At 69.5% G+C, this 12,373-nt stretch carries 11 protein-coding genes; 1 reads left to right on the forward strand and 10 read right to left on the reverse strand.

Annotated features, from left to right (window positions below):
• Positions 1 to 86: 86 nt before the first annotated feature.
• From FFF93_RS06970 to FFF93_RS07010, 9 genes are all read right to left on the reverse strand, one after another.
• Positions 87 to 2,252 carry a 3-hydroxyacyl-CoA dehydrogenase NAD-binding domain-containing protein gene (locus tag FFF93_RS06970; RefSeq protein ID WP_138769555.1) on the reverse strand — a complete coding sequence of 722 codons (2,166 nt, stop codon included), beginning with the start codon at positions 2,250 to 2,252 and terminating at the stop codon, positions 87 to 89.
• Positions 2,249 to 3,523 (reverse strand): acetyl-CoA C-acyltransferase, encoded by a 1,275-nt coding sequence (locus FFF93_RS06975; RefSeq protein ID WP_138769554.1) that lies wholly within the window; start codon positions 3,521 to 3,523, stop codon positions 2,249 to 2,251. Before FFF93_RS06975 ends, FFF93_RS06970 begins: the two co-directional genes overlap by 4 nt.
• Before the next feature lie 139 nt (positions 3,524 to 3,662).
• Positions 3,663 to 5,114, reverse strand: coding sequence for an HRDC domain-containing protein (locus tag FFF93_RS06980; protein ID WP_138769553.1), 1,452 nt, complete (start codon positions 5,112 to 5,114; stop codon positions 3,663 to 3,665).
• Between the two features lie 63 nt (positions 5,115 to 5,177).
• Positions 5,178 to 5,822, reverse strand: a complete 645-nt coding sequence (locus FFF93_RS06985; RefSeq protein ID WP_138769552.1) for a DUF3000 domain-containing protein — start codon at positions 5,820 to 5,822, stop codon at positions 5,178 to 5,180.
• An 81-nt stretch (positions 5,823 to 5,903) separates the two neighbouring features.
• Complete coding sequence (locus tag FFF93_RS06990) at positions 5,904 to 6,995, reverse strand: low specificity L-threonine aldolase (protein WP_138770496.1); 1,092 nt, start codon at positions 6,993 to 6,995, stop codon at positions 5,904 to 5,906.
• 37 nt (positions 6,996 to 7,032) lie between these two features.
• On the reverse strand, positions 7,033 to 7,767 hold the full coding sequence (locus tag FFF93_RS06995; RefSeq protein ID WP_138769551.1) for an SDR family NAD(P)-dependent oxidoreductase: 735 nt from the start codon (positions 7,765 to 7,767) through the stop codon (positions 7,033 to 7,035).
• A complete protein-coding gene (locus tag FFF93_RS07000) occupies positions 7,764 to 9,161 on the reverse strand; it encodes a DUF6421 family protein (RefSeq protein WP_138769550.1) in 1,398 nt (465 codons plus the stop codon). The genes FFF93_RS06995 and FFF93_RS07000 overlap by 4 nt, the downstream gene beginning before the upstream one ends.
• A 178-nt stretch (positions 9,162 to 9,339) precedes the next feature.
• Entirely contained in the window at positions 9,340 to 9,867 is a 528-nt protein-coding gene (gene msrB, locus FFF93_RS07005; RefSeq protein WP_138769549.1) for a peptide-methionine (R)-S-oxide reductase MsrB, read from the reverse strand.
• A 14-nt stretch (positions 9,868 to 9,881) separates the two neighbouring features.
• On the reverse strand, positions 9,882 to 10,373 hold the full coding sequence (locus tag FFF93_RS07010) for a hypothetical protein (protein ID WP_138769548.1): 492 nt from the start codon (positions 10,371 to 10,373) through the stop codon (positions 9,882 to 9,884).
• Positions 10,374 to 10,468: 95 nt separating this feature from the next.
• Between FFF93_RS07010 and FFF93_RS07015 the strand changes: the two genes are divergently transcribed.
• Positions 10,469 to 11,800 carry a S9 family peptidase gene (locus FFF93_RS07015; RefSeq protein WP_138769547.1) on the forward strand — a complete coding sequence of 444 codons (1,332 nt, stop codon included), beginning with the start codon at positions 10,469 to 10,471 and terminating at the stop codon, positions 11,798 to 11,800.
• A 73-nt stretch (positions 11,801 to 11,873) separates the two neighbouring features.
• Here the strand turns inward: FFF93_RS07015 and ybaK are convergent, their stop codons facing one another.
• Positions 11,874 to 12,371: a Cys-tRNA(Pro) deacylase gene (gene ybaK / locus FFF93_RS07020; protein WP_138769546.1), complete on the reverse strand. Its 498-nt coding sequence runs from the start codon at positions 12,369 to 12,371 to the stop codon at positions 11,874 to 11,876.
• Positions 12,372 to 12,373 lie beyond the last annotated feature (2 nt).

Genomic DNA, 12,373 nt, shown 5'->3' on the forward strand with positions numbered 1-12,373 from the left:
CGGATGAACAAGCGAAGGCGCCGCCGTCCCTGCCTGCTGGCGGGGACGGCGGCGCCTTTGGTGCTTAACGGCTGAGGCTGCTTGCCTTACGCGGCCGGTTCGGAGGCCACACCCGGTGCCAGGAACTTCTTGCCGGTGACCCGTTCGGAGGCGCCCACCCGGTCCAGGTAGGGGGTGATGCCGCCCAGGAACATCGGCCAGCCGGCGCCGAGGATCATGCACAGATCGATGTCCTCCGGTCCTGCCACGACGCCTTCGGCCAGCATCAGGCCGATTTCCTCAGCGAGGGCGTCCTGCGTGCGGCGCAGTACTTCCTCGGCGGTGGACGGCGAATCGCCGAAGGACAGCAGGGCCAGGGTCTCGGCCGGGATCACAGGCTTGCCCGCCTTCACCGAGGCCGGATCCCAAAGAGACTTGATGCCGTTGTCGATCAGCACCTGCAGGTTCTTCGACACGGTGAAGCGGTCCCCGAAGGCGGCGTGCAGGGATTCCTGGACATGCTGCGCGACCGGCAGCCCCACCATGGCGCCAAGGGTGAACGGCGTCATCGGCAGGCCCATCGGGCGCAGCGCATTGTCCGCCACCTCGGCCGGGGTGCCCTCATCGAACGCGGCGGTCACTTCGCCCATCAGCCGCAGCAGGAGCCGGTTGACCACAAAGGCCGCGGCGTCCTTGACCAGCACCGCGGACTTCTTCAGGCCCTTGGCCAGTTCGAACGCGGTGGCCAGCACGGCATCGTCGGTCTTCGGCGCACGGACGATCTCCAGCAGCGGCATCACGGCTACCGGGTTGAAGAAGTGGAAACCCACCAGGCGCTCCGGGTACTGCAGGTCCTCGGCCATGGCCGTGACGGACAGCGAGGAAGTGTTGGTCGCCAGGATGCACTCGGGCGAAACGATCGCCTCGACCTCCTTGAACACCTGCTTCTTGACGTTGAGTTCCTCGAACACGGCCTCGATCACAAAGTCCGCGTCGGCGAACGCCTCTTTGGACACCGAGCCGCTGACCAGGGCCTTGGTCCGGTTGGCGGCGTCCGGGCTGATCCGCTTCTTCGCGAGCAGCTTGTCCACCTCGGCGTGCACGTAGTCCACGCCCTTGTCCACCCGGGCCTGGTCGATGTCCGTCAGCACCACCGGCACCTTGAGCTGGCGGGCGAAGAGCAGCGCGAGCTGGCTGGCCATCAGGCCGGCGCCCACGACGCCGATCTTCGTGACCGGGCGGGCGAGCTTGCGGTCCGGGGCACCGGCAGGGCGCTTGGAACGGCGCTGCACGAGGTCCAGGAAGGCGTAGACCGTGGAGCGGAACTCGTCGGTCTGCATGAGGTCCGCGAGCGTCTCGCACTCGAGCTCCGCCGACTCCGCCTGGGTCAGGGTCCGGTTGGCTTCCAGCACGTCCAGGACCTTGGCCGGGGCGGGGGAGGCGTTGGAGGTCTTGGCCTCGACGAAGGCGCGGCCGGCGGCGACGGCGCCGGCCCAGCGTTCGGCGACGTCCGGGGCGGAGGCGTCGACGGCGTTGGCACGGGCCGGGGTGACGGCGCCGGCGATCACCTGGGCGGCCCAGGCGACGGACTGCTCGACGAAGTCCGCGGGCTCGAAGAGGGCGTCCGCGACGCCGAGTTCGTAGGCCTGCGGGCCGGTCAGGGTGCGGTTGTTGCTCAGCGGGTTCTCGATCATGACCTTGACGGCGTTCTCGGGGCCGATCAGCCGCGGCAGGATGTAGACGCCGCCCCAGCCCGGAATGAGCCCGATGAACGCTTCGGGCAGCGCCAGCGCGCCGGCCCCGGTGGAGACGGTGCGGTAGGTGGACTGCAGGGCGATCTCCAGGCCGCCGCCCAGGGCCAGGCCGTTGATGAACGCGAAGCTGGGCACGCCGAGATTGGCCAGGGTGGCGTAGACGTCGTGGCCGAGCTGGGCCATCCAGAGGCCCTGTTCGCGGCCGCTGACGGATTTGACCGTGGACAGGTCCGCGCCCGCGACCAGGAAGTACGGCTTGCCGGTCACGCCGACGCCGACGATCTCGCCCCGCGCGGCGCGGTCCCGCAGACCCTCCAGTACGGTGCCCAGCTCGATCAGGGTGTTCGGGCCCAGGGTGGTCGGCTTCGAGTGGTCGAGGCCGTTATCCAGGGTGACCAGCGCAAAGGTCCCGGGGCTGGTGCCGTTGACGGCCGGGAGCTTGATGTCCTGGACGTAGGAGTGGGTCACGGTTTCGCCCGGAAACAGTTCGGCAAGTTTGTGGAAATCGGCGGCGCTCATGCTGCGGCTCCAGTCTCGATGGTGGTGTAATCGGTGCCGTAGTCGGCGTGGTGCGGGTTTTCCCAGATGACGGTGGCCCCCATGCCGAGGCCGATGCACATGGTGGTCATGCCGAAGCGGACGCTGGGGTCTTCCTCGAACTGGCGGGCCAGTTGGTTCATTAGCCGGACGCCGGAGGAGGCGAGCGGGTGACCGACCGCGATCGCCCCGCCGTAGCGGTTGACGCGGGGGTCGTCGTCGGCGATGCCGAAGTGATCCAGGAAGCTAAGCACCTGGACGGCGAAGGCCTCGTTGATTTCGAACAGGCCGATGTCCTCAATGCCGAGTCCGGCATTCTTGAGGGCCTTCTCGGTGGCCGGGACCGGGCCGATGCCCATGACCTCCGGTTCGACGCCGGCGAAGGCGTAGCTGACGAGCCGCATCTTTACCGGCAGGCCAAGTTCCTCGGCGGCATCGGCCGAGGCCAGAAGCGCGGCGGTGGCACCGTCATTGAGGCCGGCGGCGTTGCCGGCAGTGACGCGGCCGTGCGCGCGGAACGGGGTGCGCAGCGCGGCGAGGTCCTCGACCGAGGTGCCCGGACGCGGCGGCTCATCCACGGTGTTGACGGTCCAGCCCTGGCCGGGCTTCATGGTGGCGACGGGGACCAGGTCCGGCTGGATCTGTTCCTTGGCGTAGGCCGCGGCCAGCTTGTCCTGGGACGCGACGGCGTAGGCGTCCGTGCGGTCCTTGGTGATGGCGGGGAAGCGGTCGTGCAGGTTTTCCGCGGTGTTGCCCATGTTCAGGGCGGCCGGGTCCACGATCCGTTCGGACATAAAGCGCGGGTTGGGGTCCGCGCCGGCGCCCATCGGGTGGTTGCCCATGTGTTCGACGCCGCCGGCGATCACGACGTCGTACGCGCCGAAGCCGATCCCGCTCGCCGTCGTCGTCACCGCGGTCATGGCGCCGGCGCACATCCGGTCAATCGCGAAGCCGGGAACGGTCCGCGGCAGGCCGGCCAGGAGGGCTGCGGTGCGGCCGATGGTGAGGCCCTGGTCGCCGGTCTGGGTGGTGGCGGCGATGGCCACCTCGTCGATCCGTTCGGCCGGCAGGGACGGGTTGCGGCGCATGAGTTCGCGGATGCACTTGACCACAAGGTCATCGGCGCGGGTTCCGGCGTAAATGCCCTTCTCGCCGGCCCGGCCGAAGGGGGTGCGGACGCCGTCGACGAAGACGACGTCGCGGACGGTGTTCTTTCTTCCGGTGGTCGGCTTGGCGCTGCTGGCTTGGCTCACGTATTACTCCTCATTGAGACATGGGTGCCGGATCGCTGCCCGCACCCGTGAAGCCCGGGCGGGCAGGAATGATCCTGGCGGCATCCCTAGCTATGTTACTCATGAGTAACATAGCTGGCAAGGAGGCGGAGCCGCCGCGTCAGGAAACGCCGTCGGAGGAGGCTTCGGCCGGACCCGTCGATGCTTCCTTGGCTGCTTTGGCTTCCTTCGGCGGCAGCGGCTGCGGGTTGAGGAAGGCTTCGGCGATCAACGGGGCGGTGAGCTGGATCTGCCACTGGCGGGCCCCGAGGTTTTGGAGCTCTTCTGCGATGCCTTCCTCACTGATTTCCGCCGGGGGACGCCATGCCACGCGGCGGAGGTAGTCCGGGGTGAGCAAATTCTCGACCGGCAGGTTGAGTTCCTCGGCCCGGGCCTGCAGCATGGGCCGGGCGGTGGCGAGGCGTGCCGCCGCTTCCGGATCCCGGTCGGCCCAGACGCGCGGCGGCGGGGGAGCGTTGGTGGGCAGGTGCAGCGGCGGCAGCTCCTCGAGGCTGCGGGCGGTATTGATGCATCGCAGCCAGCGCGGGGCCTCGCGCTGCGCGGCCCGGCCGTGGAAGCCCTTGGTGCCGAGCAACTGCGGGACGGTGCTGGGCATGGCCTTGGCAGCCGCCACGAGGGACGAGTCGGGGATCAGCCGGCCAGGGGCCACGTCTCGCTTCTGGGCCAGAGAATCGCGCTCCAGCCAGAGTTCGCGGACGGCGGCGAGCTGGCGGCGGTCGCGGATCTGGTGCAGCCCGGACGTCTTGCGCCACGGGTCGATACGCGGCGGGGCCTGGCCGGCTTCGAGGATCGCGGCGAATTCCTGCTCCGCGTAGTCCAGCTTGCCGTCGGCGGTGAGCAGCTCGATCAGCTCCTCGCGCAGCTCGGTGAGGACCTCGACGTCGAGCGCGGCGTAGCGCAGCCAGGGTTCGGGCAGCGGCCGGGTGGACCAGTCCGCGGCCGAGTGTTCCTTGGCCAGGCCGAAGCCCAAAAGCTGTTCGATCACGGCGGCAAGGCCCACCCGGGGCAGCCCGGCGAGGCGGGCGGCGAGCTCGGTGTCGAAGAGCTTGTCCGGCCACATGCCCAGTTCGGAGAGGCAAGGGAGGTCCTGGCTGGCGGCGTGCAGGATCCATTCGACGCCGCGCAGCGCGTCGTTGATGATGCTGAGGTCCCCGAACGGCTCCGGGTCGATCAACCAGGTGCCGGCGCCTTCGCGGCGGATCTGGACGAGGAAGGCACGCTGGCCGTAGCGGAATCCGGAGGCCCGTTCGGCGTCGACTCCCGCGGGGCCGTGCCCGGCGGCCAGGGCTGCCGCGCAGCGCTCCAGTCCTGCCTTGGTCTCGATGACCAGCGGTACGCCGTCACGCGGGGCGTCGAGGTCGATGACCTCGGGGACCAGGCTGTCGAAGCCTTCCACCGTGATATGCGCTGCCGTGTCAGGGGCCTGCGCCGCGCCGGCGGCTGCGTTGGCGGCGGTGCTCGCGACAGTGTTGGTGACGGTGCTTGAAGCGGTGTTGGGTACGGTGCTTGAAGCGGTGCCCGCGGTGGTGATTTCCGGATTATGAGGGGTCATGATGATTCCAGTTTACCGACAACGCCATCGTTGCAGGCCGAGGCGGTGCGTCGCGATGCTCGTTCATGCCTGCCGTGGACGCCGGCGCGGCAGCGCGGAGACGCCGTCGGGCAGTGGCGGGAGGCCGGCGAAAGTGCAGACCATGTCCGACCAGGCTTCCAGGTGCGCGGTGATGTCGCGGCCGGCCGGGGTCCAGGAGGCGCGGAGTTCGATGTCAATGGTTCCGGGTCGGTCAGCGAGCGTGCCGAAGCTCTCGGAGAGCACCCGGGTTGCCGTGCCGCCGGCCGATCGGTAGTCGGCCTGGTGGTTTTCCAGCGCCTCCACGAGCCAGGTCCAGGCGACGGAGCCGAGCATCTCGTCGTTGCCCATGTCCGGTTCCAGCTGGGCGCGGATATAGGTGACGATCCGGAATTCGCCGTCCCAGACCGCGGATCCGTCCGGGTCGTGAAGGAGGATGAAACGGCCGGTGGCCAGTTCGACGTCGTCGCTGCCGGCCGCGGGGGCCAGCGCGGCGGCCGCCGGGCCGTGGACTGCCCCGGACGCGCCGTCGCCGGGGACCACCACTTCCGCGCCGAGTGCCACGGCGAACGGTGCGAGCCGGCCGGGGGCCGGGATCTCATCGAGGCGCAACTCACTGCGGCACCGTGCTTTTCGAAGGGTCCCCAGGGCGAAGAGGAAATCCGCCGGAACCTGGTCGAGTGCGTTCACAGTGAAAGGGTATGCACGGGCACCCTCCCGGCCCGGCAGGCTCGCCGCCCTGCCGGGCCGGGAGGATGCGCGGCGGTGCGGCTAGGCGTCCGCGAGCTCGCGCTTGATTGCGGCGATAAAGGAATCAACGTCTTCCTCGGTCGTGTCGAAGGAGCACATCCAGCGGACCTCGCGGGCCGCCTCGTTCCAGTCGTAGAAGCGGAAGGAGTTCCGCAGCCGGTCCGCCACGCCGGCGGGCAGGACGGCGAAGACGCCGTTGGACTCGGTCTTCTGGCTCAGCTCGACGCCGGGAATCGACTCGACGCCGGCGCGCAGCCGGGCCGCCATCGCATTGGCGTGCGACGCCGAACGCAGCCACAGATCGCCCTCGAGCAGTGCGATGAACTGGGCCGACATGAAACGCATCTTGGAGGCGAGCTGCATGTTCATTTTCCGGAGGTAGACCAGGCCGTGCGCGGCGTCGGGGTTCAGTGCCACCACCACCTCGCCGAAGAGCAGCCCGTTCTTGGTGCCGCCGAAGGACAGGATGTCCACGCCGGCGTCGCGGGTGAAGGCCCGCAGCGGCACGCCCAGGTGGGCGGCGGCGTTGGCCAGCCGGGCGCCGTCCATGTGCAGCTTCATGCCCTTGGAGTGGACGTGCTCCGCGATGACCCGCACTTCCTCGGGTGTGTAGCAGGTGCCGAGCTCGGTGGTCTGGGTGATGGACACGGCCAGCGGCTGGGCGCGGTGCTCGTCGCCCCAGCCCCAGGCTTCCTGGTCGATCAGCGCGGGGGTGAGCTTGCCGTCCGCCGTGGGCACCTGGAGCAGCTTGATGCCGCCGATCCGCTCGGGGGCACCGTTTTCGTCCATGTTGATGTGGGCGGTGGAGGCGCAAATGACGGCGCCCCAGCGCGGCAGCAGGGACTGCAGCGAGAGCACGTTGGCACCGGTGCCGTTGAAGACCGGGAAGCATTCGATTCCGGTCCCGAAGTGTTCCTCCATCAGCTGCTGCAGGCGGGCGGTGTAGTCGTCCTCGCCGTAGGAGACCTGGTGGCCCTCGTTGGCGGCGGCCAGGGCGGCGAGCACTTCGGCGTGCACGCCGGAGTAGTTGTCCGAGGCGAAGCCGCGGACCGCGGGGTTGTGCAGCCGGGCGATGGTGGGTGCTTGTTCGGGGGTGTGGACCGCGCTGGTCATCGTTTCGTTCACGCTTTCAGTGTAGGCAGGTGCCGGTTCAGCGGCTAAGCGGCAGGCGTTGGCCGTTGAGTTCCCCGGCTGGGGTGTCGAAGAGCCGGACGACGGCGGAGCCCAGGTCGGCGACGTCGGTGTAGCCCGGGAATTTCCGCTCCGGGGCCGCGGCGCGCATGGCGTCGTCAACGAGCGCCTTGACCACGAAGATTGCGGCGGCGCTGTGCTGCTCCACCGGATGTTCCTTATGGCCCGACTGCTCGCGGCGGAAGCCGTCGGCTACCGCCAGGGTCCAGGCCTCGGCGGCGGCCTTGGCCGCGGCGTAGCTGGCCGCGCCCGCGGTCGGGGCGGCCGCCGTGGTGGAGGAGACCATGGCCAGCCTGCCGGTAGCCGAGGCGGCGAGGTCGTCGTAGAAGGCGCGGCTGACGTTCCGGAGCGTGGTCACGGCATTCCGTTCCAGGAAGTCCCAGTCCTCGTCGGACTGGTCCGCAATGCCCTTGGCGCCGCGCCAGCCGCCCACCAGGTGCATGACGCCGTCGAGCCGGACGCCGCGCCCGGCGAGGTCCGCGCGCAGGGCGGCGACGGCGTCGGGGTCGGCGAGGTCGCAGGCGAGCGGCACCACGCCGTCCCCGGCGTCGGCCGCCGCGGCCGCGATCCGGCCGGCGTCGGAACCGACAGTGAAGACCCTGTGGCCGGCGCCGCGGAGGGCGCGGGCCACGGCGATCCCGGACGGACTGCTGCCGCCCGCTACCAGGATGTTGAGGGTGTGTCCGCCGCTCATCCGGCGTTGCCCGGGGTGGTGTCCGTGGCGGTGTCCGAGGAACCCGTGATGCCGGCCGTCGATTCGATCACGGTCCGCATCTTCTTCTCCAGCGCCTCGTAGAACATGGAGAGCGGGAACTCGTCGTCGAGCACCTGGTCAGTCAGGCCGCGGGGCGGCCCGTCCAGCGGCAGGGCGCCCGGACCCTTGGCCCAGACGGAGGCCGGGTTGGGGGTGACGGTGCCGGAGATCAGCTCGTAGGCGGCCAGCCAGTGCGCCGTCTTGGGGCGGTCGATCGAGCGCCAGTACAGGTCCTCGATCTTCGCGCCGAGTGCCACCACGACGTCGGCCACCTCGTCCCAGTCGATGCTGAGCTTGCTGTCGGTCCAGTGCAGGACGTGGTGCTGGTGCATCCAGGCGAAGAGGAGCTGGCCGCCGAGGCCGTCGTAGTTGCGCACGCGGCTCCCTGTGATCGCAAAGCGGAAGATGCGGTCGAAGATGACGGCGTACTGGACGAGTTTGGCGTGCCGGCGCGCCTCCGGATCGGCGTCCTCGTCCTTTTCGATCTTCACGGACTCGCGGAAGGCGGTCAGGTCGCAGCGGAGTTCCTCCAGGGAGTACAGGAAGAAGGGCATGCGCTGCTTGATCATGAACGGGTCGAAGGGGAGGTCGCCGCGCATGTGGGTGCGGTCGTGGATCAGGTCCCACATGACGAACGTTTCCTGGGTCAGCTCCTGGTCCTCCAGCAGGGCCGCGGCGTCGGCCGGCAGTTCCAGGGAGGTGATGTCCGCGGCGGCGCGCAGCACCCGGCGGAAGCGGGCGGCCTCACGGTCGGCGAAGATGGCGCCCCAGGTGAAGGTGGGGGTCTCCCGGACGGCGACGGTCTCCGGGAAGAGCACCGCGGAGTTGGTGTCGTACCCGGGGGTGAAGTCCAGGAAGCGGATCGGCACGAAGAGTTTGTTGGAGTACTCGCCCGCCTCCAGGCCGTCGATGAATTCGGGCCAGATGACCTCGATCAGGATGGCCTCGACCAGCCGGCTGGTGCTGCCGTTCTGGGTGTACATCGGGAAGACCACCAGGTGCTGGAGGCCGTTGACCCGGTGTTGCTGCGGCTGGAAGGCCTGCAGGGAGTCCAGGAAGTCGGGAACGCCGAAGCCGCCGTCGGCCCAGCGCTGGAAGTCCGTGACCAGCAGGTCCAGGTACTCGGCGTCGTGCGGGAAGGCCGGGGCAAGGGCAGTCACCGCGGCAGTGATGGTGGCGACGAGGGCCGCGGCGGCCGGGTGGTCGCCGGCGTCGGGTACGGAACCGTCCTTGACCTGGAGGGCCTGCAGGGCTGTCGCGGCTGCCTTGAGCTGCTGCCATTCCGGGGAATCGGCGGTAATCCGGACAGGGGCGGTGAGGGCGGTTACGGTCATCGTTGCGCGCCTTTCTGGTTGCTGGGAACGTCTACGGCGAGCGTAGCAAGCAAACAGAATCGCTAACTCAAAAACGGGTCGAGCATAAGAAAGTCTGAGGCAACTAGGCTGGCGCAAGGCGTCCAGCTCCAGCCGGACAGGGGCTTCGCGGCCTGGCCGGCCGTGCTAGCCGTCCGCGCTAGCCCTCCGCGCCGGTGGACGCGGCGTCGGCTGCGGGGACGAGCTTCAGGGAGACGGAGTTGATGCAGTAGCGCTGGTCCGTGGGAGTGCCGTAGCCCTCGCCCTCGAACACGTGGCCCAGGTGCGAATCGCAGGCAGCGCAGCGCACCTCGATGCGTTCCATCCCGAGGGTGCGATCGTGGATGTAGCGCACCGTGCCGTCGGCCAGAGGGGCCCAGAAGGACGGCCAGCCGCAGTGCGAATCGAATTTCTCCCGGCTGGTGAACAGCTCGGTCCCGCAGGCCCGGCACTGGTACACGCCCTCGGTGTGGGTGTCCCAGTACTCACCGGTGTACGGCCGTTCGGTTCCGGCCTGGCGCAACACCCGGTACTCCTCCGGGCTCAGTTCCTCGCGCCATTGCTGGTCCGTCTTTTCAACCGCGCCGGTGGCGCTTCCGGCCGTTTGTTCGGACGAGGACCCTGCGGTGTCACCGGCGGCGGGGGAGGAGACGGGCTGGACCTTGGGCCTGTTGCTGAAGATGCTCATGACCTCAATAACGCTCAGGAGTCGCCGATAAATCCCGATCCGGCGTACAAATGCAGCACCGGCAGGCCCAGCTTGTCCTGGGCCTCGTTGGCCCAGTCGGTGTGGAAGGTGTCCGCCACGGCATGCGGGCGGGTGATCACGACAGCCTGTCCGGCGTTCAGTTCCCTGACCTTCGCGACGAGGGCGTCCACGGCCTTGCCCTCCACGATTTCGCCGGTCACGCCGCCGCCGAGTCCGCCCAGCGCGGCGAGCGAGGTGGCCAGCGTTTCGGCGGCCGCCGTCCGTTCCACAGCCGGGTCGGGGTGCTTGGCGGTCAGCTCCCGGAAGGCTTTGGCGATCTCCAGCATGGAGAGGTTCTCCAGGAAGTCCACCAGCAGGTGGCGCTCGGTGTTCGCCGGGACCAGGACAACGAGCGGCGAATCGCCGTCGGCCACGAGGGTTTCGATGTTGACGCGGTCGTCCGCGCCCAGGGGCTCTTCTGTCAGGATGACGATAGGGTCGCTCATGCCCCCAGCCTAGCCCCCGGGCCGCCACCCCGCACGACGGTGCCGCGGGTGCGCCGGATGCCGGGGTTGGCCGCGAGTTCGGTAAGAATGGTGCCATGGCCTCGACCCTGCGCTTCCGCCCTCCCACGCAACAGTTCCCCGCTGCCCGGAGGTCCCCCCGGGGTCTGCCGGCCAGGCGGGACAGCGCTGCGCCGGACACGCTCGTGCCCGGAAGCGCCAAGTGGGCGGTGGGCGGCATCATCGGCGGTAGCGCGGCGGCCGGCCTCCTCGCCGCAGGGTCGTCGGCGCTGGCCCTGTACTTCGCGCGGCGCGTCATTACCCCGGTCCGGGTCCGCGAGGAGGACCAGGAGGTGCTGGCAGTCATCCGCGACGGCCGGGATTTGCAGGTGATCCTCAAGGCGACCCCGGATTCCACCGTCGAGGGGGTCTACGGCTTCTTTTTTGACGGCGGACGCGGGCACGCCAGGCTCGGCCGGATCCTGTCCTATTCGCCCGCGGAGCAGACGGTGCTGCGGGAAGTGGAAGCCGTCTACAGCGGGGACCTGACCACGGCGCGGCGCGGCTACTGGAGCGGGGCCGTGCATCCAGATCCCGCGGCCATCGGGCTGCCGGCCGAAGAGGTGCAGATCGAGGTCGACGGCGGAACGGCGCCAGCCTGGCTGGTCCGCGCCGCCCCGGCGGCCGACGTGCCGGCCGGGACGCCGTCGTCGGACGTCTGGGCGATCATGGTGCATGGGCGCGGCGCGACGCGGCAGGAGGGCCTGCGGGCAGTCCGGGTGGCCCGGGACCTGGGCCTGACCAGCCTGCTGATTTCGTATCGCAATGACGGCCTGGCGCCCTCGGCCGAGGATGGCCGGTACGGTCTGGGGTCCACCGAGTGGCACGACGTGGAGGCGGCGATCAGTTACGCGCTGGACCATGGCGCCCGCGAAGTGGTGCTTTTTGGCTGGTCCATGGGCGGTGCGATCTGCCTGCAGACCGCGGATTTGTCCCGCTACCACCACCTGATCCGGGCGATGGTGCTGGACGCTCCGGTGATCAACTGGGTCAACGTGCTGGCACACCACGCCGAGCTGAACCGGATCCCGTCCGCCGTCGGACGGTACGGGCAGCTGATGATGAGCCACCGGCTGGGCCGCCGGCTCACCGGGCTGGCCGCTCCGGTGGACCTGAAGGCCATGGACTGGGTGTCCCGTGCCGTGGAGCTCCGGACGCCGACGCTGATCCTGCACTCGGTCGACGACGAATACGTGCCCTACGGCCCGTCCGCGGACCTCGCCGAGCGGAACCCGGAGATGGTGACTTTCGAAACGTTCAACACGGCCCGGCACACCAAGGAATGGAACGTCGACCCGGAGCGCTGGGAGGCCCTGGTCACCGCCTGGCTCCGGCAGCAGCTGGCGCCGCGGCCCACCCCGGCTGGCTAACCCCTCGCGCGAACGGACACTTGAGGCCCCGTTCCGGACGAAAAAGCGGGCCCCAAGTGTACGTTCGCGCGTCTTAGCTGCGGGATGTGCCGATCCGGGCGGTACGGGCACCGGTCAACCGGACCAGGTCCGCCGGGCTGAGCTCCAGGTCCAGGCCGCGGCGGCCGCCCGAGACCAAAATGGTTTCGAGTTCCAGTGCGCTCTCGTCCAGCACGGTGGGGGAGGGCTGACGCTGTCCCAGCGGGGAGATGCCGCCGAGCACGTAACCCGTGCGCCGCTCAGCCGTCGCCGGGTCCGCCATGGCGGCCTTCTTGCCGCCCAGGGCAGCAGCCATTGCCTTCAGGTCCAGGTTTCCGCTCACCGGCACGACGCCGACGGCAAGGCGCCCGTCGACGTCGACCATCAGCGTCTTGAACACCCGGGCCGGGTCAATCCCTAGCACCTCGGCGGCCTCCAGCCCGTAGCTGGCGGCCGCGGGGTCATGGCTGTAAGGGTGCGCGACGAAGGAAACCCCGGCCGCCGCGAGTGCCGCGGTCGCCGGGGTTCCCTGGGACGCCTGTTTGCGGGCCACCG

This window comes from Arthrobacter sp. KBS0702, from assembly GCF_005937985.2.
In the GTDB taxonomy this organism is placed as follows: Bacteria; Actinomycetota; Actinomycetes; order Actinomycetales; family Micrococcaceae; genus Arthrobacter.

Bases quoted from the DNA above. Each gene is read 5' to 3' on its own strand.
- FFF93_RS07010 (WP_138769548.1), bottom strand. From the start codon at position 10,373: ATGAGCGACCCTATCGTCATCCTGACAGAAGAGCCCCTGGGCGCGGAC.
- msrB (WP_138769549.1), bottom strand. From the start codon at position 9,867: ATGAGCATCTTCAGCAACAGGCCCAAGGTCCAGCCCGTCTCCTCCCCC.
- FFF93_RS07015 (WP_138769547.1), top strand. From the start codon at position 10,469: ATGGCCTCGACCCTGCGCTTCCGCCCTCCCACGCAACAGTTCCCCGCT.
- FFF93_RS06970 (WP_138769555.1), bottom strand. From the start codon at position 2,252: ATGAGCGCCGCCGATTTCCACAAACTTGCCGAACTGTTTCCGGGCGAA.
- FFF93_RS06995 (WP_138769551.1), bottom strand. From the start codon at position 7,767: ATGAGCGGCGGACACACCCTCAACATCCTGGTAGCGGGCGGCAGCAGT.
- FFF93_RS07000 (WP_138769550.1), bottom strand. From the start codon at position 9,161: ATGACCGTAACCGCCCTCACCGCCCCTGTCCGGATTACCGCCGATTCC.
- FFF93_RS06990 (WP_138770496.1), bottom strand. From the start codon at position 6,995: ATGACCAGCGCGGTCCACACCCCCGAACAAGCACCCACCATCGCCCGG.
- FFF93_RS06980 (WP_138769553.1), bottom strand. From the start codon at position 5,114: ATGACCCCTCATAATCCGGAAATCACCACCGCGGGCACCGCTTCAAGC.